Annotated in this window: 19 protein-coding genes; 11 read left to right on the top strand and 8 right to left on the bottom strand. The window is 55.1% G+C overall.

The window, feature by feature from the left end:
* Positions 1-35: 35 nt before the first annotated feature.
* Complete coding sequence (locus tag ACYVHB_RS19590; RefSeq protein ID WP_461053474.1) at positions 36-980, top strand: ROK family protein; 945 nt, start codon at positions 36-38, stop codon at positions 978-980.
* 11 nt (positions 981-991) lie between these two features.
* On the opposite strand, the gene ACYVHB_RS19585 is transcribed toward ACYVHB_RS19590, so the two are convergent.
* The 4 genes from ACYVHB_RS19585 to ACYVHB_RS19570 all read right to left on the bottom strand — a co-directional run bounded on the left by ACYVHB_RS19585 (position 992) and on the right by ACYVHB_RS19570 (position 4,240).
* Positions 992-1,222 carry a hypothetical protein gene (locus tag ACYVHB_RS19585; RefSeq protein ID WP_461053473.1) on the bottom strand — a complete coding sequence of 77 codons (231 nt, stop codon included), beginning with the start codon at positions 1,220-1,222 and terminating at the stop codon, positions 992-994.
* Between the two features lie 93 nt (positions 1,223-1,315).
* Positions 1,316-3,016 carry a hypothetical protein gene (locus ACYVHB_RS19580; RefSeq protein WP_461053472.1) on the bottom strand — a complete coding sequence of 567 codons (1,701 nt, stop codon included), beginning with the start codon at positions 3,014-3,016 and terminating at the stop codon, positions 1,316-1,318.
* 236 nt (positions 3,017-3,252) lie between these two features.
* Positions 3,253-3,699: a hypothetical protein gene (locus tag ACYVHB_RS19575; protein WP_461053471.1), complete on the bottom strand. Its 447-nt coding sequence runs from the start codon at positions 3,697-3,699 to the stop codon at positions 3,253-3,255.
* Between the two features lie 85 nt (positions 3,700-3,784).
* Positions 3,785-4,240: a hypothetical protein gene (locus ACYVHB_RS19570; RefSeq protein ID WP_461053470.1), complete on the bottom strand. Its 456-nt coding sequence runs from the start codon at positions 4,238-4,240 to the stop codon at positions 3,785-3,787.
* A gap of 208 nt (positions 4,241-4,448) precedes the next feature.
* On the opposite strand from ACYVHB_RS19570, the gene ACYVHB_RS19565 reads away from it, so the two are divergent.
* The 4 genes from ACYVHB_RS19565 to ACYVHB_RS19550 all read left to right on the top strand — a co-directional run bounded on the left by ACYVHB_RS19565 (position 4,449) and on the right by ACYVHB_RS19550 (position 6,788).
* On the top strand, positions 4,449-5,039 hold the full coding sequence (locus tag ACYVHB_RS19565; RefSeq protein WP_461053469.1) for a PepSY domain-containing protein: 591 nt from the start codon (positions 4,449-4,451) through the stop codon (positions 5,037-5,039).
* A gap of 143 nt (positions 5,040-5,182) precedes the next feature.
* Complete coding sequence (gene arr, locus ACYVHB_RS19560) at positions 5,183-5,629, top strand: NAD(+)--rifampin ADP-ribosyltransferase (protein WP_461053468.1); 447 nt, start codon at positions 5,183-5,185, stop codon at positions 5,627-5,629.
* A gap of 76 nt (positions 5,630-5,705) precedes the next feature.
* Entirely contained in the window at positions 5,706-5,906 is a 201-nt protein-coding gene (locus tag ACYVHB_RS19555) for a DUF4177 domain-containing protein (RefSeq protein ID WP_461053467.1), read from the top strand.
* A 99-nt stretch (positions 5,907-6,005) separates the two neighbouring features.
* The gene (locus ACYVHB_RS19550; protein ID WP_461053466.1) at positions 6,006-6,788 is read left to right on the top strand and encodes a phytanoyl-CoA dioxygenase family protein; all 783 of its coding nucleotides are present in this window, start codon (positions 6,006-6,008) and stop codon (positions 6,786-6,788) included.
* 138 nt (positions 6,789-6,926) lie between these two features.
* On the opposite strand, the gene ACYVHB_RS19545 is transcribed toward ACYVHB_RS19550, so the two are convergent.
* Entirely contained in the window at positions 6,927-9,332 is a 2,406-nt protein-coding gene (locus tag ACYVHB_RS19545) for a TonB-dependent receptor (RefSeq protein ID WP_461053465.1), read from the bottom strand.
* A 295-nt stretch (positions 9,333-9,627) separates the two neighbouring features.
* Between ACYVHB_RS19545 and ACYVHB_RS19540 the strand changes: the two genes are divergently transcribed.
* Positions 9,628-12,858 (top strand): WD40/YVTN/BNR-like repeat-containing protein, encoded by a 3,231-nt coding sequence (locus ACYVHB_RS19540; protein ID WP_461053464.1) that lies wholly within the window; start codon positions 9,628-9,630, stop codon positions 12,856-12,858.
* Between the two features lie 29 nt (positions 12,859-12,887).
* On the opposite strand, the gene ACYVHB_RS19535 is transcribed toward ACYVHB_RS19540, so the two are convergent.
* The 3 genes from ACYVHB_RS19535 to ACYVHB_RS19525 form a co-directional block, all read right to left on the bottom strand.
* A complete protein-coding gene (locus ACYVHB_RS19535; protein ID WP_461053463.1) occupies positions 12,888-13,295 on the bottom strand; it encodes a putative toxin-antitoxin system toxin component, PIN family in 408 nt (135 codons plus the stop codon).
* A gap of 2 nt (positions 13,296-13,297) precedes the next feature.
* On the bottom strand, positions 13,298-13,519 hold the full coding sequence (locus ACYVHB_RS19530; RefSeq protein WP_461053462.1) for a hypothetical protein: 222 nt from the start codon (positions 13,517-13,519) through the stop codon (positions 13,298-13,300).
* Positions 13,520-13,698: 179 nt separating this feature from the next.
* Positions 13,699-15,270, bottom strand: coding sequence for a hydroxymethylglutaryl-CoA reductase (locus tag ACYVHB_RS19525; RefSeq protein WP_461053461.1), 1,572 nt, complete (start codon positions 15,268-15,270; stop codon positions 13,699-13,701).
* A 126-nt stretch (positions 15,271-15,396) separates the two neighbouring features.
* On the opposite strand from ACYVHB_RS19525, the gene ACYVHB_RS19520 reads away from it, so the two are divergent.
* The 5 genes from ACYVHB_RS19520 (at position 15,397) to ACYVHB_RS19500 (ending at position 21,266) form a co-directional block, all read left to right on the top strand.
* Positions 15,397-16,143 (top strand): TIGR04283 family arsenosugar biosynthesis glycosyltransferase, encoded by a 747-nt coding sequence (locus ACYVHB_RS19520; protein ID WP_461053460.1) that lies wholly within the window; start codon positions 15,397-15,399, stop codon positions 16,141-16,143.
* Positions 16,144-16,206: 63 nt separating this feature from the next.
* The gene (locus tag ACYVHB_RS19515; protein WP_461053459.1) at positions 16,207-18,357 is read left to right on the top strand and encodes an outer membrane protein assembly factor BamB family protein; all 2,151 of its coding nucleotides are present in this window, start codon (positions 16,207-16,209) and stop codon (positions 18,355-18,357) included.
* Positions 18,358-18,360: 3 nt separating this feature from the next.
* The gene (locus ACYVHB_RS19510; RefSeq protein WP_461053458.1) at positions 18,361-19,500 is read left to right on the top strand and encodes a DUF3179 domain-containing (seleno)protein; all 1,140 of its coding nucleotides are present in this window, start codon (positions 18,361-18,363) and stop codon (positions 19,498-19,500) included.
* A gap of 129 nt (positions 19,501-19,629) precedes the next feature.
* A complete protein-coding gene (locus ACYVHB_RS19505) occupies positions 19,630-20,328 on the top strand; it encodes a helix-turn-helix transcriptional regulator (RefSeq protein WP_461053457.1) in 699 nt (232 codons plus the stop codon).
* A 74-nt stretch (positions 20,329-20,402) separates the two neighbouring features.
* Complete coding sequence (locus tag ACYVHB_RS19500) at positions 20,403-21,266, top strand: NmrA family NAD(P)-binding protein (RefSeq protein WP_461053456.1); 864 nt, start codon at positions 20,403-20,405, stop codon at positions 21,264-21,266.
* The last annotated feature ends 58 nt before the right edge of the window (positions 21,267-21,324 follow it).

The raw sequence follows: 21,324 nt of genomic DNA, 5'->3' as shown, positions 1-21,324 counted from the left end.
TTACTTAATTAAGCCCAACCGGGCCGTAATCAAGCATGCAAACGTACTGGGGTGTCGACTTGGGCGGCACCAAAATTGAAGGCGTCGTCTTGTCGGCAGAAGGCGGAGTCACCTTCTCGCCCGACGCCGTGCTCATCCGCAAACGAATCGACACCGAAGCGCACAAAGGCTACGACCACATTTTGGGTCAGATTGGGCGGCTCATCGACCAAATCAAAGCCGACACCGGCCTGATCCCCGACCGCATTGGTTTCGGCACACCGGGCACCAACGACCCGGCCACGCGGACCATGAAAAACTGCAACACGACGGTGCTCAACGGCAAACCCATGAAGCAGGATCTGGCTCGGCTGCTGGGCGTGCCGGTCGAAGTGGCTAACGATGCCAACTGCTTCGCACTGGCCGAGGCTACGCTGGGCGTTGTACCCGACGAAGTGCCCACCTACCAGACAGTGTTCGGCGTCATTATGGGAACCGGCGTGGGGGGCGGTGTGGTGGTGCGCAACCGCGACAAACCAGACAGCCCGGCGTTTGTACTCAACGGGCTACAGGGCATCGGCGGTGAGTGGGGCCACAACATTCTGGAGGAGAACGGCTACCCCTGCTACTGCGGCAAGCGGGGCTGCGTGGAGCAGGTTATCTCCGGCCCGGCGCTGCAACGGTATTATCAGCAGATCAGTGGCGAAGAACGGACGATGAAGGAAATCATGCAACGGCATCAGGACGGCCGTGACTCGTTCGCGGATCAGACCGTCGACCGGCTGCTGGAGTATTTTGGCCGGGGCATTTCGACCATCATCAACGTGCTCGACCCCGACGTGATCGTGCTGGGTGGGGGCGTTGGCAATGTGGATCTGCTGTACACGGAGGGCGTTGAGCGGGCCAAAAAATACGTATTCAACAAGGGGCCGCTGACCACCCGTTTCCTAAAACCCAAGCTCGGCGACAGCGCGGGGGTTTTTGGCGCGGCCATGTTATAAATTCATCTGCCCTACCAGAGACCGTCAAACGCATCCACGCGGGTTAGCGAACCGAAGAGCGCCCGCTTCAGGGTCGGATCGCCGGTGTTGAAAATACGAAAATGATCCCAGCTTACGTAGGCGGTGTTGGTGTCTACGTCGAGATAACCGGTGCCGGGATGCGTGTCTAATTTGGGCACGTACACTACCGTTAGGGTGATGCTGGGTTGACCTTTGGGGTAGAACGTCCAGGTAAGCTTCATGGCAGTCAGAAAACGCGGTCAAAGGTACAAAGAATGACCCGACTGGCGTGAGCGCTGAAATCCAAACCGGGCTGTTGCTCCTGAGGGCCCAACTCAGAAATTTACGGAATAGTGCACTGAACCCTGTTGCTCCCGGAACGGTTGCAGGCCCCGGCTGATCGAGTTTTGGGTGTGCACCGACAGCCGGTGAACGGACGTTACCTGGTAGTCGATGCCCAGTCCGGCGCTGACGACGGAACCCCGCTCAGTGGACCCGGCCGCCACGCTACGGCTTTTCAGGTAGCTGGCAGTTAGCCGTAGATCAAGTTTATTTGTCAGGATTTTCTTACTCGCTTCGAGCGACGGGCCAGCAAACGCATTAGTCATAGCCAGCCTTTGGGTGAGGGTGTAGCCGTAGCTGACGTTCAGGCTGAGGTTGGCCGGCAGGTGTTGCCAGGTGTAGTGAACGGTGCAACTCCAGTTCTCATGGCGGTTCAGATGCGCCCTAAACGGGTTCAGATCGTCCAGTTCCTGATACGCTGCCAGGCCGGTAACGGTGTGAACCTCCGTTTCAGCCGTCCACTGCTTACGTACGCTGCCCGACAAGGTCCGGTTGTTTTGGGCTACGCGGACGGTGTCATTAAGGGGCCGGTAACCCGCCCGTTGCGTGATTCCATAATTAGTATAGTTCAGATCGAACGTCAGGTTTTTTTCCGACAGATAAGACGCGCTCATCGACCCAATCAGGCGGTCGGTGCGGCTCTTTTTCTGGTTCATCAGGTTGTCGTGCTGCCACCCAATGCTGGTGCGAAGCTGGAGCCGCCGGTTGAACAGTTTAAGCGAAGGGGCCACCGTGAAACTTTCCCGGTCAGTCTGAAAATAATAGGCGCCCATTGACTGATAATCGGGTTCGATGCGCTTGTACCGAAGTTTCAAATCTACCCATTTACCCCGGTAGCTAAGCGACGCCTGCAGGGCGGTACGGGTTTGGGTCGACTCCCGCGCCGTGAACAGGCTGTTCAGCGGACCCAAATGCCGCCGTTCGTCGTGGTTAGTGGTCGTCACTACGGTATTCGGCCGACTATCGTGGGTGTAGGCGCTGCCAGCCGCGTCGACCTCGATGAAGAGTTTTTTGGTCAACTGAAACCGTCCGCTCAGGGCCAGCACGCTGTTTTCGGCGGGGGCTGTCTGGTGCAGCGTGTCAAGCCGGATGGAGTGTACATCGTCGGCCACGCGGAGCAGCGTCAGGTCGAAGTAGTTACGGGCGTTACCCACGCCTATTTTGGCGCTGTATCCCCTCCGGCGGAACGAGGCTACCCGGTCGGGGTCGGCGTGGTCCGCGTTGGCAGCCCGGTTGAACCGTCCCACCACTGCGCCGACTCGCAGCAGGCCCGGATTCAGTTCGACGCCCACCCCCAGAAAGGTGTGGCCAGCCAGCGTAAAGGGCGAGAATACCACGTTGCAATAACCGCCGTGCAGCACGAGCCACTCGCGGAAATGCGGACTAATGCCAATCTGATTGTAGGGTTGACTGGATCGCTTAGTTTCCGAACTCCCGTTGAACCGGACCGGTACCGTCCAGCCGGATTGGGTGATCAGCGTCAGGCTGCCGCTCAGTTCCCAGGGCATCCCCTGCTTTTGGGACATTTCCAGACTGCGCCATGCGTAACTCCCCTTGGTGAGTGTTGCCTCGCCCGTTACCTGAATGGCAGCTTCTTTCTGAGGAATTGAATCGCCCGCGATTGGCGTGGCAGCAGCGGGGTTAAACTGGACGAATACCCAGTAGCAGAACAGGAAAGAAAAGGCACTTTTCACGGTATTTGTGGGTAGGAAGGAACACCACAAAATTGGCCGTTTGCAGCCCCCTGATTCAATACAAACAAGTCTGTATTTTTTAACTGTTCTGCCGTCGGCTACATAGTCTGTAGCAATTTTACAGACTGACAATTAATGCGTAGCGGTGTATTAGAAAGGAGGAGTTTCCTAAACCGGAGGACAAAAAAATAAGGGCCGTAAGCCCTTATTTTTCAACATAGCACCACTAACTTTTATCAATTCAACGTCTTGAGGTTGTTGGATGATGGTTCATAGATTAAGAATTTCAACGTGTCAGACGTGCTGGCGCCTACTAAGAAGTAGATAACCACTTTGGTTTGGGTATTCCGGCAGGCGTAGGCTTCGACTCCCCCCGTGTTGGGCATACCCAGATACAGGTGGCCAACATGGGTGATCATACTCATGCAGAGTTCACCCGACTTTCCGTATTCACTCAGATACACATACGTGCCGTTGATCTTTTTGTTTTGAATGTCCACGGGTATTTTAACCGAGTACTTTGGCATGCCCTGGGCCGTTTCAATGTCGGATGACTGAATTTTTACATCTTTCGTTTTCTCCCCTGGGCTGTAGGACACTTCCTCGAATGAGTACTTTGGTGGCTGCGAAAAGCCCGACAATGTGATTAAGCAAAGCGATACGATACTGATTACATGTTTCATGATACTGATTGGTTTGATTTAGTTAAAGGTTTAGAATTGGTTTATCCCGTTTGGGTGTTACAAACGCTGGTCGCTACTGGTTTTATTAGTTGGCCACCTGAAGTCCGTTCGGTCCCGACGGCTGGTAATACAGGAACTTTAGCGTGTCTGACGTGGTGGCCCCTACCAAGAAGTAAAACACCATAGTAGTGCCCGTACCCCGGCAGGCGTAAGCCTCAACTCCCCCCGTGTTCGGCGTACCCAGATATAGGTGGCTGACGTGCGTAATCTTATCCAGGTTTATGGATTTAGGTTGCCCGCCCCCGACTCCAGATTCGATAAGCACGACATTTTTAATGGTTTTACTCTTGAGGTCAACATACCCGGTGACGTAGTACTTTGAACTTCCACTGCTGTTCTCAATTCCTTCCGAATAGAGGCACAGACCTACTCCTTTGTCCCTTGGGCTGTAGGACACTTCCTCAAATGAATACTTCACTGGCTGCGAAAAGCCCGACAACGTAAGTAAGCAAAGCGATACGATACTGATTACATGTTTCATGATACTGATTGATTTGATTTGGTTAAAGATTTAGAATTGGTTTGTCCCGTTTGGGTGATACAAAGGTGGCAGGTCAGACAGGGGCAAATCCATACAAACAAGTTTGTATTTTGATAAAAATGCCGCGTTATTCGCTTTTTTTCCATTCTCCACACGGACCGGCTGTTCCAGAACACCAACCGTTTGTCTCCCGTATTTTCCTGTACCCATGAAAGAAATCAAGGACAGCTCGCGCCGAATCCGTTTTTACCGCAAAATTCACGGAGCCTTAGGTGGGGCATTATTCGTCTTCTTTATCCTGATCGCCGGAACGGGGTTGCTGCTGGGGTGGAAAAAACAGTCGGGCGGATTGTTACTGGCGAAATCGTATCAGGGTGTTTCAACGGACCCCAAAACGTGGTTGCCCATTGATTCACTCCGGCAGATCGCTTTTCGAACCCTGCGCGATTCGGTGTCGGCCGGACTGTCGACCAACCTCGACCGGATCGACATCCGGCCCCAGAAAGGCATGGTGAAATTCGTGTTCCAGGATCACTATTGGGGTGTTCAATTAGACTGCACAACCGGTCAGGTGCTGCACATCGAACGTCGGCGGTCCGACTTCATCGAACACCTGCACGACGGCTCGTATTTTGACTCGCTCTTCCAGATAGGTGACCAACCCATTAAGCTGCTCTACACGACCGTGATGGGCATTGCGCTGCTGATTTTCTCAATCACCGGCTTTTACCTGTACTACGGACCCAAACGAATTCGCAAACAAAAGCAGGCCCGGTCAGCCAGGGCGATTACTCAGTAATAACTGGTTTATGGATGGGTTCGGGCGAACAATACATACCGGACTATATCCCTCAGTGAACTAAACCTATTGCACCAAAACTGTGCATACCGCTTAGTCATTTCGCTTGTAGATATCGACCTGATTAACTATAGACTTTGACAATGGAACAAACCAAAGACGAATACAAATCAAACGTACAAGGTGCAATACCCTTCGCTCAGACTTATTTTCACGGGACAAAGGCTGACTTAAAAGTTGGTGACCTAATCGGAGTTGGTTTCAACTCGAACTATGGACAAAGAAAAAATGCCAAATACATTTTTCTGACTGCGACATTGGATGCCGCTATCTGGGGTGCAGAACTTGCTTTTGGGGAAAGACGTGAACGGATTTATTTGGTAGAACCATCAGGACCAATTGAAGATGACCCCGACTTGACAGATAAAAAATTCCCAGGTAATCCAACAAAATCATATCGTTCGACACACCCATTTAGAGTTGTGGGAGAAGTTACGAATTGGCAGGGGCATCCAACCGAACAAGTTAAAGTAATGAAAGAACGCCTTGAACGACTTAAAGAACAAGGCATTGATTCACTGAACGACTGAATTTCAAATCTTAAAAAAAACAGAGCAATCCGGAGTGTAGAAGTCAAATTATGTTGAAAAATAAACTCGTAAAACAATGAAAGAGTACAAAGTTGAAGCCCTATTTTACCACTCAGGAATAACGCTTGACTCAGAACGCATAGTAAAGAAATCTAAAGAAGGAATTCAGGCGAAGCTTGATGAATACGCTTCTCAAGGTTACCGGTTAACGTCTACAACGTCCACTGGTTTTGAATCCGCTGTGTATATTTATCTGTTTTTTGAAAAAGATAGTTAACGAAAAAATAGCCACGCTGGCGACATGCAGCAACCAAACCAAGCGGCAAGGTAAATGCCCCGTTTAACAATTACTGACCAGAATCGGATAGAGTAGACGATGGATCAACTAACTGAAAGTCAGATAGAACGTTTTGTTGACGAAGGATTTATCAGACTCGATAATGCCTTCCCCACGGCACTTGCCGACGAATGCCGGGCCATTTTATGGAAAGCGTCTCAATGTGACCCCGACCGGCCGGATACGTGGGTGCAGCCCGTTATTCGAATCGGAGAAATAGGGCTTGAACCGTTCAGAAAAGTAGCCAACACCACTCTACTGCTCAATGCCTTCGACCAACTGGCAGGAAAAGGGAACTGGCTTCCCCGATCAACGCTTGGTTCGTTTCCAATCCGTTTTCCTGGTAAAGAAAAAGCGGTAGATACCGGATGGCATGTCGATGCCAGCTTTCCGGGGGCAAACCCCGATGACTACCTCGACTGGCGGATAAACATCCACTCAAAAGGGCGGGCTTTACTGATGTTGTTTCTTTTTTCGGACGTGGGCGAACAGGATGCGCCCACCCGAATCAGGGTTGGCTCCCATCTTGACGTGGCCAGGCTATTGGAACCCGAAGGCGAGCATGGATTGTCGTTTATGGAACTGGCTCACAAGCTGGATGTCACTAAAGACAGAAGGGAAATAGTTGCCACGGGGAAAGCAGGAACCGTGTATTTGTGTCATCCTTTCATTGCCCATGCGGCACAGGATCATCAGGGCACCGCCCCAAAATTTATGGCCCAACCTCCTTTACTTGCGGCTCAACCGTTTAATCTTCACCGGGTAGACGATGAGTTTTGCCCGGTAGAAGTGGCTATTCTAAACGGATTGACACGAACTTGAGAAACGCCTTTGGCGCCCGGCGTTGTCGCCACCGAGTAAGTAAGCGGCCTGTGAGGACACAGGCCGAGGAAATAATGTTCGAGTGTGTTACGAGCAGCACCCAGACTCAAACACCCAACCACGTACACACTCAATCACTCAAAACCTACCCCTTAGCGTAAGCACAACATTCCGGCCCGGTGCCACAATTCCCGAACTATACGGACGATACCGCTGATCACTCAGGTTCTCTACGCCCGCGTTGATGGACAGATAAGTAGCTATATGGTACTGCGCTTTTGCATTCAGCGTGTACCAGCCGGGTGAATACGGTTTTCCATCCGCATCGACGGCGTAGATGTAGTCTTTACCCTGCTCTTCCTGAGCTAATTGCCGGTTGGTCACTTCGCCATTGTAAACGCCGTATAGCTCCACGCGTAACTTTTTGGCGGTGTAGCTGAGCCGCGTGATGCCAAACCACGGAGCCGCGTGCCGCAACGGACTGGTGCTGCCATCGTCGAGTTCCTCGTCGCCTTTCTGGTACGTGAACTGCGACGATAACCCAAACCCGACCGGTAAGGTAAGCGCAAGCCCCGCCTGCAACCCGTAGACCCTGGCATGGGCCGCATTTTGAATGGCCTGTACCTGACTCAACTCGCCATTGTACACGATACTGTCACGGTTATTCAGTCTGAAATTGCGCCGAACCAATGCATTGTCCAGCAGGGTATAGTAGGCCGTCACGTCCACTTTCAACGCATTGCCAATCAGTTTGGCAACACCAACTTCGGCGTTGTAAGCGTATTCTAAGTTCAGTGCCGGGTTCGGAACCACGACCGAGCCGGGTGCCGAATCAAACACTTTACCCACGTCATCGACATTGGGCGACCGGAAACCCGTCGATAGATTAGCGCTCAACGCCCAGGACTCGGTTGGATTGTACACCGCGCCCAGGCTACCGGTCAACGCGCCGTTGTTAAGATTGGCGGAGGTAAATGGGAATGGGTAAAACGTCGTTTCAAATCGTGAATTCAGCGCAAACTGATTGTATCGCGCACCCGCCTGCACCGTCAGCTGGTCGGTCGCTTTTAGCTGATACGTCATATAAGCGGCATAAGACGCCCAGTTCGACTTGGGGTAACGCGGAGCACCCGGCGATGATACGGCCGTGCTGATGTCCAGATTGGTAGCCGTGGACACGACATCGTTATAGATCGCTTCCAGTCCGTAGAACACCCGTTGCTTGTCGGCAAGGCGTTTATCGAAATCAACCGTGGCCGAAAACGCCTGCACGGTTTCCCGCGTTGTTCGCCGTTGGGCGTCGTTCAGGTCGCGGTCAATGCGGCTTTCGGCAAAGAACTGATGAGCCAGTCGAACGGTCATCCGGTCGTACGCACCGCCCGGTGCGGTATGCGTCGCAGACAGGTTGTTCATCCGCCAGATTTGCGGCCCGTAGTTCCACTCGGCCGAGCGCGGAAGCCCCCGACGGTAGCGCAGCAGCCGGTCGTAGCGGGCGTAGTCGGAGGTGGCCGAGTAATGAAATCCGTAGGTGAAGTCCCACCGCTCATTCGGTTTAAACCGCACTTTCTGGGTCAGGTTGAGCTGCGAGTAACCCGTTGGGCGCTGCACGTGCGGGTCAGCGTTGGGAATAACCCGGTCCTCTTCCCCACTGCGTTCGACGTATTCCGGCCGCAGGTATTCGCTGGGGCCGTGGCTTCCCATGCGCAGGTCGCCGAAGTGGTTGTGCGAAACGCTGGTGACGAGTGCCCACTTTTGCCAGCCCAAATTGACATCGGCATGACCCGTGAGTTCACTGTTGGCCGACGAATACCGCGTGGCTCCATTTCCCGATACGAGGGGTTTGGCACCGCTGGCTAATCTGGGCGTCAGGGTCTGAAAACTCATTACCCCGGCAATGGCGTCGCTGCCGTACATGACCGATCCCGGCCCGAAAAGTACCTCCGTACGGGCAATGGCGAAGGGGTCTAACGAGATAACATTCTGTAGATTACCGCTCCGAAAAATAGCTGTATTCATCCGCACCCCATCGACCGCGATGAGCAGGCGATTAGTCGAAAATCCCCGAATCATGGGACTGCCCCCCCCCTGCTGACTTTTCTGGATAAAGACCTCTCCGGAGATGCCCAGCAGGTCGGCCGCCGTCTGCGGATTTTCAAACGCGATGTCTTTCGCCGAGATGGTAGTGATTTTAGCCGGAATATCCCGGCTCGATTGCCCCCATCGGTTAGCCGTTACCACGACCTGCTCCAGCGAAATTGGTGATTGTTTTACGAATAAGGCCGGGCCTTTGGTCAGCAGTTCGTCGTAGCTGATTGTCTGGGTTTGGTAGCCAATTGTTCGGAGTTGAATTGTGGCCGCCCCCTTAAACGGAGAAATAACCACCTTTCCGCCCGCATTCGTAACGGCCGACGCGCGGGGATTTTCGCTCGACAGCGTCATTCCTTCAACCGGCTGATTGTCTTCCTGGTCGCGCACCATTAGCTCTTGACCGTAGCCCGGCAAGCAGGCAAACAAGAGCAACCAGAGCGGTATAAATTTTTCCATAATTTCTCGATTCACGCTGTGTCCCTCACCACAAGAAACTTTCTAAGAATAATAGAACGCTGATTTTTATGATAATTAAGACCAGTTATAATTTCAGATTAATTTTCGGCTCAGATAGCGGAATCAGCGGTCAGTAGAGTCGACTGATTTGCTCAAGAATCAGCCTAAATCATATTAATCATAAAAATCAGCGTTCTATTATTCTTAGAAAGTTTGAAATACTATTTGGCTGACGAGAAATTTCGTAAGATTTTTACCTGCTAATATACCGGAAAGCCCAATTTTACGCAACCCTATGTTCAACTCGTTTACGTCTCTTGCCGGAGTACTGGCCACTACGCTGTTGCTACTCACGCCCGCACTGGCCCAGCCGGGCCGGACCCAACGCAAACCGAAGACGATTCTTTCCGCCGTCAATCAAACGCCCGACAACCTGTTCAACGGACTCCGGTGGCGCAACATTGGTCCGTTTCGGGGGGGGCGGTCGCTGGCCGCAGCCGGACACGCCGATCAACCCCTGACCTATTACTTCGGCGCAACGGGCGGGGGCGTCTGGAAAACCGTTGACGGCGGGGCCAACTGGATGCTCGTCTCCGACAGCACGTTTACCTCCAGCTCGGTAGGAGCCATCACCGTGGCTCCGTCGGACCCCAACACGATTTATGTCGGCATGGGCGAGGCCGACATCCGCAGTAATATTTCCTACGGCGACGGAGTCTACAAGTCGACAGATGCCGGAAAAACCTGGAAACACATGGGCCTCAAAGCAGCCGATGCCATTGGTACCATCGAAGTGCACCCGACCAATCCCGACGTGGCCTACGTGGCCGCGCTGGGCAATCCGTTCGCGCCCAACAAAGAACGGGGCGTTTTCCGCACCACCGATGGCGGCAAATCCTGGAAACACATTCTGGCTAAAAACGACAGCACCGGCGCGGCCGTGGTGGAACTGGACCCCAACAATCCGTCCATCGTATACGCGTCTATGTGGCAGGCGTACCGCAACAGTTACAAGATGAGCAGCGGTGGACCCGGCTGCGGCCTCTACAAATCGACCGACGGGGGCGACACCTGGACCAGCCTGCACGACCGGCCGGGAATGCCCAAAGGACTGCTCGGCAAGATTGGCATTACCGTATCGCCGGTGAACTCGAACCGGCTATATGCGATGGTCGAAAACGCCAAAGGCGGCCTGTACCGCTCCGACGACGCAGGGAGCAACTGGCAACTGATTAACGACGACAAAAACCTGTGGCAGCGGCCCTGGTACTACATGATGCTGGCCGCCGACCCGCAGAACGAAAATGGGCTGATTGTCCTGAATGTGAACGCACTGAAGTCGTACGATGGCGGCAAAACCTTCAAGAGCTTACCCGTGCATCATGGCGATACGCACGACATCTGGTGGAACCCAAAAAATCCGCAGAACTACATTATCGCCGACGATGGCGGGGCTGAAGTGACCTACAACGGCGGGGCTACCTTTTCGGACGTTGACATTCCAACGTCGCAATTTTACCACGTGTCGGTGGATAACGACTTTCCGTATAACCTCTACGGGGCGCAGCAGGACAACTCCGCCATTCGGATTGCGAGCCGGACCACGGACAACGTCATCGGACCGGCGGCCTGGTATCAGGTGGCCGGGGGCGAGTCAGGCTACATCACCGCCGATCCCAACAACCCACTCGTGACGTTCGGCGGCAGCTACGACGGCCTGATTACCCGCTACGACAAGGCAACGGACCAGAATCAGCGCATCAACGTGTTTCCCGATTACAGCATGGGCGCACCCTCAGCCGACCGGAAATACCGGTTTCAGTGGACGTTCCCAATTGTGTTCTCGCCCCACGACCCCAAAGCCTTATACGTCACCTCGCAGCACGTACACCGGAGCATGGATTACGGCCATTCGTGGGAAGACCTCAGCCCCGACCTAACCCGCAACGACCCCAAAACGCAGGGCGATACGGGTGGGCCGATCACGAAAGACAATACCGGAGCCGAAACCTTCCCGACGGTGTTTACGCTGGCCGAATCACCTCTGGAGAAAGGCGTTTTCTGGGCCGGTTCCGACGATGGCCTGATGCACATCAGCCGCGACGGGGCCAAAACCTGGCAAAAAATCACGCCCCCCGCATCCATGCTCCCCGACTGGGCGATCATGAGCATTGTGCACCCGTCCGACCATACCACCGGCAAGGCATATCTGGCCGCGAAACGGTACATGTCGGGCGACCGGAAACCTTATTTGTTCAAGACGACGGATTACGGAAAAACCTGGACGGCGATTACGGCGGGCATCCCGGCGGACGAGTACACCCACGTTATCCGGGAGGACCCCAACAAGCCCGGCCTGCTCTACGCCGGTACCGAACGGGGCATTTACGTATCGTTTACGGATGGCGCATCGTGGCAGAAGCTGAACCTGAACCTGCCCATTACGCCCATCCGCGACCTGCAGATTCACAAGCGCGAGAAGGACCTGATCGTGGCGACGCACGGCCGGTCGTTCTGGATCATGGACGACATCTCGCCCCTGCACGAGATCGCTGATCAGCAGACGGCACTGGCGGGAAAAATGGCTCACCTGTATAAGCCCCGCCCGGCGTACCGGATGGATGGCGGCAGCGCAGGCGCTGCGGAAGGACCGGCCGATCAGGGCGAAAATGCCCCCAATGGCGTTATCGTACGGTATTTCCTCAAGAACAAACCCACCAAAGAGTTAAAACTGATGTTCACGACCAGTGCGGGGGACAGCATCATCAGCTACTCCAGTACGAAAGACCGGAAGGGTCAACCCCTCAAAATAGCTAAAGAGTTCTACGAGGATGCTGCGCTAAAACGACCCGGCACCGTCCCCATCCAGGCGGGCATGAACGTGTTCGTCTGGGACATGCGCTACCCCGACGTGACGCCCGTTGAGGGCACCAACGTGATGTGGACGGGTCGGGGAACGGGGGCCAAAGTCATTCCGGGTCAGTACAAAGTCCGGCTGCTGCTGGGCGACTCGCTACTGGCGGAGCAACCCATCGAAATCCTAAAGGACCCGCGCCTGAAGCTCACCGAAGCGGATTATAAGGAGCAGTTTGACCTGATGATGCGCATCAACAACAAACTTACCGAGACGCACAAGGGCATCAACCAGATTCGTCAGATCCGGACGCAGGTCAACGGGTACATGAAAGAGGTAAAGGACCCGGCAACGGTCGAGAAATTCAAGAAAGTGACCAAGCCCGTGCTGGAGTCGCTAGACGAACTGGAATCGACGCTGATGCAGCCCAAGTCGAAAGCGATGCAGGACGCGCTGGCTTACCCCATCCGGCTGAACGACAAATTATCGGGCGTTGCCTCGGTGGTTGCTTCCGCCGAAACGAAGCCAACTAAAGCGTCGTACGTCGTCTACGAAGCCCTCGAAAAGCAGGTGAACACCGCGTTGGGCAAGCTCAAAGATATTGTTAATCAGCAGGTCCCTGCGTTCAACCAACTGGTCACCGAGCAACGTATTCCGGCTATTACGCCGTAAGGGTAACGAAACGATAACTGACAGAGTTGTCAGTAACCCATTCGTTCGCGAAATTTTTCTAAGCGGATTACGTGTATTCGAGGGTACTCGTACTCCTTTAGCACGTTGAAATCGCTGTCATTACTGACTAAATAATCAGCTCCTGATGCAAAAGCAACTTCCGCAAACTTGTCGTCGTCAGGGTCGTTCCTGATGAGCAACCACTTGAAGCTGGCCTCAATATGAATAACGTGGGGAGCCACCGCCAGTAATTTTAAGACGTTCTGGGCTAACGAAGGGGCGTAGAAGTCACCCAGTTTCTCTTCGTATTCAGTTAGAATTTCCTGACTGACAACCCATTCAAATCGGCGATCCATAAATGCCCGGTAAAGCCAATAGTGTTCGCTGGAGCGCGGAATTGCAGCAATCAAGCAGTTTGTATCAATAACAACGCGCATGATTAATGACTGCTGCGTTGGGATGTATTGAGTGCGCGATCAAAATCGGCCTGCGTATACCCTTTCCGGACAATAATCTCATCGGCCTCTTGAGCGATCAACTGGCTATAATGGTTCATTAATAATTGATGAACTGCATCCAACTCATCGGGTGCCATCGGCCGGTCGAAGAGACGCATCAACGAAATCTGAACGGAATTGGGTCGGTCTGCTGAAGTTACCATTTGGATATACCGTTTTTGCCAAAGCTAACAAAAAACGGGTAACCCGTGTTCGCTGACCAACTTCGTTAATCCTCTCACAAGAAAAGTCGCGTTCGGCACTGTCCGGGCGCGGCTTTTTTGCAAGCCGGTTTTGGTAGTGGCGGGCATTTCACTCGTGTTGTCATTCTGGAAACAGTAACTTACGGCCGCGTGGCGTCGTGGCTCGATACCCAGTCGAGGGAGGAGATGGCCGCAGCCAGCGACAGTTCTCCGGCGACAACGACCCCAGCCATGATCTCGGCGAGTTTATCGACTTTCCCATCGCCGTAGCAGTCCATCAATTCTAAGCATTCGCGTTGGGTGGGCAGGCCCGTTCCGCCCCCAACCGTACCCACAATGAGCGACGGCAGGGTAATGAACCCATATAAATCTCCTTCGAGTGTAATTTCCGAGAACGTGATCGCGGCCGACGATTCAGCCAGACAGGCCACATCCTGACCGGTGGCGATGAACAGCGCGGCCAGCCCATTGACCGAGTGCAGCCCGTTGTTGTTGGTTCCGGCTAACCGCGCCCCCACGTCGCCGATGCGGGCGTGACGCGCCAGTTGCTCCGGTTCCACCTGCAACTCCCGAATCAGCAGATCGCGCGGGATGCGCACTTCGGCCGTCACCCGTTTGCCCCGCGTTCGGAGTATGTTGAGCTGCGAGGGTTTCTTGTCGGTCGCCATGTTCGACTCCAAAAAGAAATGTTCAATCCGTCCCGATACCTCGGCCGGATACTTCTCCAGAATGTAGTTGCAGGCTGCGAGTGTCGCTTTGCTGACCATGTTTTGTCCGGCCGCGTCGCCCGTTGAGTAGCCGAAGCGCAGAAAAGCCAGCCGACCGGTGAGGTACGTATCGACGTAGCGGAGTTTGGCAAATCGGGAGGTGAGTTCGGCTTCAGCGGCTAATTCAGGCTGGTGCGCTTCGATCCACTGAACGAACGCGCGGGCCTGACGGGCGTCGGCGAATTGAAAAACGGGAGCACGTTGCATGGCGTCGTCCTGCACGGTACAGAGCACACCCCCGCTCGCGTTGATGAGTTTAATGCCCCGGTTGTAGCTGGCCACGAGCGTGCCTTCGGTGGTTGCCATCGGAATCAAAAAGTCACCCTGGGCGTGTTCACCGTTGACGCGCAACGGCCCGGCCAGTCCGATGGGCACCTGTGCCACACCCACAAAATTCTCGCACTTGCCCCGCATCACGGCCGGGTCGAACGAGTTTTGCGTCAGGTGCTGCGGCTCCGTTTTCGTAAAATCCTGCATAAACGCCCGCCGACTCGCTACCACATCAGACGAATAATCGTCGACCGCGTCGCGCGGAATAACCGGTTGTTCCCGTAGCGTCTGGTCCGGCAAGTCCGTCTGCAATTCGTCCTCAACCGTCAGCGTGATGGTGCCGAACGGTTGGGTATGGAGAGTGATTTCCAGCGTGTGTTTGCCCGGTTTCAGCGGTAGCACAGTCACCCGAACCCGCACCGACCGGCGTAGCGGAAACGCCAGCGGGTTTTCTGTCGATACAGCGCTGAGGGCAACGGCTTCTCCCCCATCTGGTTCGAGCGTAAACGCGCTGGCGGGATACTCATACCCGTCAATGCGGGCGCGTTGCAGTCCCGTAAAACGGGCATCAGACAGGCGATTTTTCAGCGAGAACACAAAGCCATCGGGCGTATTGCGCAGGCTGTTGCGGGTGTAGAGTTGCCGGAGAAGAAGATTGGGCAGAAATCGAAACACGGCGTTGAATGATGAATGATGAATCGGTCCGCCGACGCGGATGAATGATAGGCCTTACAGCGCATTCATCATTTATCATTCATCATTCCTACAAACCCTCCCCCGGCGAATTGGTTTACACCCCGTATGCCCAGCGTCTCCATTATTATTCCCGCGCTCAACGAGGAACAAAGCCTGCCCCGGACGCTGCGCCTGCTGCAGCGGCTGTGCCCCGAACCGCTCGAAATCATTATTGTCGACGGGGGCAGCACCGACCGGACCCTTCAACTCGCCAACGCGACCAGGCCCTGCTTCCGGTCACTCCATATTATTCGTTGTGCCAAAGCAAGCCGCGCCAGTCAGATGAATGCCGGAGCCGACAAAGCCACGGGCGACATTCTGTGCTTTCTGCACGCCGACACGGCCCTGCCCGACGATGCCTTGCGCGTGATGCAACACACCCTCGCCGATCCTAAAACCGTAGCCGGGGGCTTTATTTCCATCATGCGCGGCTCATCGACCACGCGCTGGCTGACATCGCTGCACAATTATATCAAGACCTACTACGCCCCGCTCCTGTTCCGACCGCATTTGTTCTTCCGGGGTGGGCGGCTACTCTTCGGTGACCAGGTGATTTTTTGCCGACGGGAGCAGTTCGCGGCCGTGGGCGGTTACAATGGCGATTTGCCCATTATGGAGGAAGCCGATTTATTGATTAAGCTCGTCAGGTTTGGGCGGGTGCGGCAGGTAAACCGCGTGGTCGAGTCGTCGGATCGGCGCGTGGCTGCGTGGGGTTTCTGGAAAGCCAACGGTATTTATTTAGCCATTGGCATTCTGTGGGGCGTTGGCTATTCCCCAGAGAAGTTGAAGCGCTGGTTTGCGGATATTCGCTGAGGTATCCCGTTTAAAACGGTGGAGACCTTATTTTTCGTAGATTTGTCCTATTCTCCTACTCTTATGAAACGACTGTTGTTACTCCTTGGTGTATTGACCATTGTGGTCATCGGCTGGTCCCGGTTTCGCCAAAATACCACCGACGACAAACCCAACGATTACACCAACTGGGGCGAATACCTCGGTGGCCCCGACCGCAGTCATTACTCCGCCCTGACTCAGATCGCGCCCAATAATGTGGCGCAACTGAAAGTCGCCTGGACGTACGCGTCGCCCGACAGCGGCCAGATTCAGACCAATCCGATTATTGTTGATGGGGTGCTGTACGGCGTCACGCCCACCGTCCAGGCGTTTGCGCTCGATGCCGCCACGGGTAAGGAGATCTGGAAATTCGGTGATCCGCTCAAAGTTTGGCACAGCACCAGCCGGGGTGTTACGTACTGGCAATCCGGTGAAGACAAGCGCATTCTGTACACCGTTGGGCCGAAACTTCACGCGCTCGATGCAACAACGGGTAAGCCGATTCCGAGTTTTGGCGAAAATGGCACCGCCGATCTGCACGAGGGTCTCGGCGAACAGGCCAAAGACAAATTCATTATTTCCAACACGCCCGGCACGCTGTTCGAGGATCTGATTGTGATGCCCGTGCGGGTGTCCGAAGGGCCCGATGCCGCACCGGGCTACATTCGTGCGTTTAACGTGCGCACGGGCAAATTAGCCTGGACGTTCCGCACCATTCCCAAGCCCGGCGACTACGGTTACGACACCTGGCCCAAGGAAGCACACAAAAATGTCGATGTGGGTGCGGCCAACAACTGGGCGGGTATGGCCATCGACCGGCCGCGCGGCATTCTTTACGTACCCACCGGCTCAGCGTCCTACGATTTTTACGGCGGCAACCGCAAAGGCCAAAACCTGTTTGCCAACTGCCTGCTGGCCCTCGACGCCCGCACCGGCAAGCGGCTCTGGCACTTTCAGGCGGTGCACCACGACCTCTGGGACCGCGACTTTCCCGCTCCGCCCAACCTGCTGACGGTGACGCACAACGGTAAAAAAGTCGATGCTGTGGCGCAGATAACCAAGTCGGGCCACGTCTTCGTCTTCGACCGGGTGACGGGCAAGCCGCTGTTCCCGATTGACGAAACGCCCGTGCCCAAGTCCGATATCCCCGGTGAATCGGCCTGGCCCACGCAGCCCATTCCGCAGAAACCAGCCGCGTTTGCCCGGCAAAAGATGACCGAAGCCGATATCAATCCTCATTCTACCGACCGGGATTCGCTGCTGACTACGTTTCGCAAAATTGGTACCCGGCTCTACGAACCCATCAGCAAACGGGGCAGCCTGCTGTTTCCCGGCTGCGATGGCGGGGGCGAATGGGGCGGGGCCGCGGCCGACCCCGACGGTATTCTGTACGTGAACGCCAACGACGTGCCGTGGATCTTTACCATGGTCGACGCGCCCAGAGAGGACGAACTGGCCCACCTCAGTCCCGGTCAGCGTATTTATACCCAGAACTGCATCAGTTGCCACGGCCCCGAGTTGAAAGGCAACACGACCAGCGGCTACCCGTCGTTGGTGAACATCAACAAACGGCGGGATCGTGCTTACGTAACACAGATCGTCAGCCACGGCAAGGGCATGATGCCAGGCTTCACGGCGCTCTCCGCCGAAGATAAGCAATCGTTGGTGTCGTTCCTGTTCAACGACGAGAAGCAGGAGGTATCGGGCAACGACCCGTATAAAGTAGCCAACGCAAAAGCCGTCGTTAAACCAGCTAAGCAGCCGTATTTGCCGTATAAAGTAACGGGATACAACAAATTTCAGGATAGTAAAGGCTTCCCGGCGGTGGCTCCGCCCTGGGGAACGCTCAACGCCATTGATCTCAACACGGGCGAGTACCTGTGGAAAATTCCACTCGGCGAAGACCCGGAGATGGCGGCCAAAGGCGTCCGGAATACGGGCACCGAAAATTACGGTGGCCCCGTTGTGACCGCCAGCGGACTGCTGTTTATTGCCGCCACCAAAGACGGAAAATTTCGGGCGTTTGATAAAAAGACGGGCAAGCTGCTGTGGGAAATCCAACTCCCGGCCGCTGGTTTCGCCACGCCCGCGACGTATCAGGTGGGCGGCAAGCAGTACGTCGTTGTTGCCTGTGGGGGCGCGAAATTAGGTACCCAAAAAGGAAATCAGTACGTGGCGTTTGCGCTGCCATAACGCATGAGAAATCTTTTTTACCTCGGCGTCGCGGGCTTGATTCTATTCGAGATTGCGAACGTGTATTTCATCATGCCCATGCCGGGTAGTCAGCGGATGAACAGCATCGACGCGGCTTATTTTATGCACTCGTGGCGGTGGGCATTCCGAGTGTTTTTTGGGGTGCTGATCGTCGTTGGTCTGCTGCCCGCCATCCGGCAGTCGCGGTGGCTTGCCTTACTTGCGCTGCTCGTGGTGGCGGGCGTTAGCTACGCGTTCAATTTCAGAATGGCCGCCGACCACATGTTTTACCAACCCGGTACGCTGCAACTCAAACCCGTCGGCAAAAACGTGGTCAAACCAGATCGGGAAGTGCTGGGCGTCGAGTTGGATGGGCAGGCAAAAGCGTATCCGATTCAGTACATTGGCTACCACCATCAGGTGCTGGACACGTTGGATGGGCAACCCGCTATGGTTACGTACTGCACCGTTTGCCGCACGGGACGGGTTTTCCGGCCGGTGGTAAACGGCCATTCCGAAACGTTTCGGTTGGTAGGAATGGATCATTTCAACGCGATGTTCGAGGATGCCACGACCGGCAGTTGGTGGCGGCAGGCCAACGGCGAGGCCATTGCCGGACCGCTCAAAGGCGACACCCTGCCCGAACTATTCAGCGAGCAGATGACCTTGAAGCAGTGGACGGCGTTGCACCCCAACACACTGGTGATGCAACCCGACACAGTGTATAAAGAGATATACGCCAACATGAGCCAGTACGAACGCGGCAAAGGCAAGAGCGAGCTGACGAAGCGGGACAGCCTGTCGTGGCGCGACAAATCGTGGGTGGTGGGCCTTTCTGTCGGGAACGGAGCCAAAGCCTACGACTGGAACCGCCTGCAACGCGAACGGCTCATTCACGACACGCTCAATGGGCAACCCGTTTTGCTCGTGCTGGCGCATGACAACCGCAGTTTTTTCGCCTACCATCGCCCGTCGCCTACTAATCGCTTTGTCCTCCGGCACGACACGCTGACCACCGACGGGCAAGCCTACGCGCTGTCGGGCAAATCGCTGTCGGACGGAGCGGCCCTCGTGCGCGTACCGGCGCATCAGGAGTTCTGGCATAGCTGGCGCACGTTTCACCCCGGAACGAGTCGGTATTGAGTTCCCGTTAACGATTTATTTTCAGACTTTGACCGGGTCGCCGACAGTCAGCCTGCTCCGGCCGGTGCGACACCGGCTGCTATCCCGTGCATGCATAGTGGGCGAACCTATGAATTAATAACCATACCAATGAATGATAACGACGGCAAACGCCTTACCCGGCTGCTGACCATGCTGACCCATCTGCAAACCAAACGCATGGTCACTGCGCCGGAACTGGCGCAACGATTTTCAGTCAGTGTCCGAACGATCTATCGGGACATTCGGGCGCTGGAACAGGCGGGCGTGCCGATTGGAATGGAAGAAGGAAAAGGTTACTTCTTGACGGATGGCTACCGCCTGCCACCGGTTCAGTTTACCGAAGAGGAAGCCAACGCCCTTATAACGGCCGAGCAGCTTACGTTGCATAACAAAGACGGCTTGCTGGCCCGCCACTATAGCGACGCGGTGCAAAAAGTGAAGGCGGTGTTGCAAACTGACATCCGCGACAAAGCTAATTTACTCACCGACCGGCTGAAAGTGTATGGCAACAGCCAGCGTGAACACACCAGCACCTGCCTCATCACCCTGCAAAAAGCACTCACCAACCACACCCTTGTCCGGCTGGCCTACCGCGCCCTTTCCCAGCAGCAGACGGTGCGCGAGGTGGAGCCGTTTGCGTTGCTGTTGAGCAGCGAAGCGGATTGGTTGTTAGTGGCCTGGTGCCGCCTGCGCGAGGCTTACCGTATTTTCCGGGTCGACCATATTGAGCAGGTAACGTCCTTGCCGGAAACGTTTGCGCCCCATACACTAACGCTTCAGGAGTGTTTCAATACGCTTAAAAATTAATTGTCCCACCCCTGACATACCGTTGTCGCAGGACCGGGTTACGTTTGCCCCGTCACTCACAACGGATCAACACAATGCACATTATCTTAGGCGGCACAGGCCATGTCGGCTCGGCAGTAGCCCGGACATTACTCGACCACAATCAACCGGTCACGATTATTTCCAGAGACCCTAAAAAAGTAGATGCCTGGCAACGCCGGGGGGCTACAGTTGCCATCGCCGACGTACACGACACGGACGCACTAAGGGCCGTTTTTCAGACGGGCACCCGGCTATTTCTGCTCAACCCACCAGCCGCCCCATCGACCGATACCGTGGCCGAAGAACGGAAGTCATTGACGGCCATCCTGAATGCCTTAGACGGATCAGGCATCAGAAAGGTGGTGGCCGAATCGACCTACGGTGCGCAACCGGGCGAGGGCGTTGGTGATCTGGGGGTGCTCTACGAGATGGAGCAAGAGCTGGCGGGCAAAGACCTTTCGGTCAGCATCATCCGGGCGGCTTATTATATGAGTAACTGGGACATGGCTTTGGCGACAGCCCGGCAGGAAGGCGTGGTCCATACACTTTATCCAATGGATCTACGCTTACCGATGGTGAGTCCCGACGACATTGGTCAGCTTGCGGCCCGGCTGCTGATGGAGCCAATGGACAAAACGGGTCTCTATTACGTGGAAGGACCAGCACCGTATTCATCGGCTGACGTGGGTGAGGCCTTTGCCGACGCACTCAACAAATCCGTTGTCGCTCTGGAGACACCCCAGGAGCAGTGGGTATCGGTGCTGATAAGTATGGGTTTTTCGCTGAAAGGGGCTGAATCAATGGCCGCGATGACGGAAGTTACGTTGAAAAAAGAATACAAATCGCCCGATTCGCCGGTTCGGGGCCACACCACACTTCAGTCATATATTAATCAGTTGGTTCGCAAACAGCCATAGACGGGTTGGCTCCCGTTTCGTAGCTTTGCGCTGACCATCATGTTCCTGGCACCGGAAG

Source organism: Spirosoma arcticum, from assembly GCF_054779955.1.
Note: the sequence above shows the minus strand (reverse complement) of the source record. Positions and strands in the feature narration are given on the sequence as shown.

Bases quoted from the DNA above. Each gene is read 5' to 3' on its own strand.
- ACYVHB_RS19590 (WP_461053474.1), top strand. From the start codon at position 36: ATGCAAACGTACTGGGGTGTCGACTTGGGCGGCACCAAAATTGAAGGC.
- ACYVHB_RS19585 (WP_461053473.1), bottom strand. From the start codon at position 1,222: ATGAAGCTTACCTGGACGTTCTACCCCAAAGGTCAACCCAGCATCACC.
- ACYVHB_RS19575 (WP_461053471.1), bottom strand. From the start codon at position 3,699: ATGAAACATGTAATCAGTATCGTATCGCTTTGCTTAATCACATTGTCG.
- ACYVHB_RS19570 (WP_461053470.1), bottom strand. From the start codon at position 4,240: ATGAAACATGTAATCAGTATCGTATCGCTTTGCTTACTTACGTTGTCG.
- ACYVHB_RS19565 (WP_461053469.1), top strand. From the start codon at position 4,449: ATGAAAGAAATCAAGGACAGCTCGCGCCGAATCCGTTTTTACCGCAAA.
- arr (WP_461053468.1), top strand. From the start codon at position 5,183: ATGGAACAAACCAAAGACGAATACAAATCAAACGTACAAGGTGCAATA.
- ACYVHB_RS19555 (WP_461053467.1), top strand. From the start codon at position 5,706: ATGAAAGAGTACAAAGTTGAAGCCCTATTTTACCACTCAGGAATAACG.
- ACYVHB_RS19550 (WP_461053466.1), top strand. From the start codon at position 6,006: ATGGATCAACTAACTGAAAGTCAGATAGAACGTTTTGTTGACGAAGGA.
- ACYVHB_RS19545 (WP_461053465.1), bottom strand. From the start codon at position 9,332: ATGGAAAAATTTATACCGCTCTGGTTGCTCTTGTTTGCCTGCTTGCCG.
- ACYVHB_RS19540 (WP_461053464.1), top strand. From the start codon at position 9,628: ATGTTCAACTCGTTTACGTCTCTTGCCGGAGTACTGGCCACTACGCTG.
- ACYVHB_RS19535 (WP_461053463.1), bottom strand. From the start codon at position 13,295: ATGCGCGTTGTTATTGATACAAACTGCTTGATTGCTGCAATTCCGCGC.
- ACYVHB_RS19530 (WP_461053462.1), bottom strand. From the start codon at position 13,519: ATGGTAACTTCAGCAGACCGACCCAATTCCGTTCAGATTTCGTTGATG.
- ACYVHB_RS19520 (WP_461053460.1), top strand. From the start codon at position 15,397: ATGCCCAGCGTCTCCATTATTATTCCCGCGCTCAACGAGGAACAAAGC.
- ACYVHB_RS19515 (WP_461053459.1), top strand. From the start codon at position 16,207: ATGAAACGACTGTTGTTACTCCTTGGTGTATTGACCATTGTGGTCATC.
- ACYVHB_RS19510 (WP_461053458.1), top strand. From the start codon at position 18,361: ATGAGAAATCTTTTTTACCTCGGCGTCGCGGGCTTGATTCTATTCGAG.
- ACYVHB_RS19505 (WP_461053457.1), top strand. From the start codon at position 19,630: ATGAATGATAACGACGGCAAACGCCTTACCCGGCTGCTGACCATGCTG.
- ACYVHB_RS19500 (WP_461053456.1), top strand. From the start codon at position 20,403: ATGCACATTATCTTAGGCGGCACAGGCCATGTCGGCTCGGCAGTAGCC.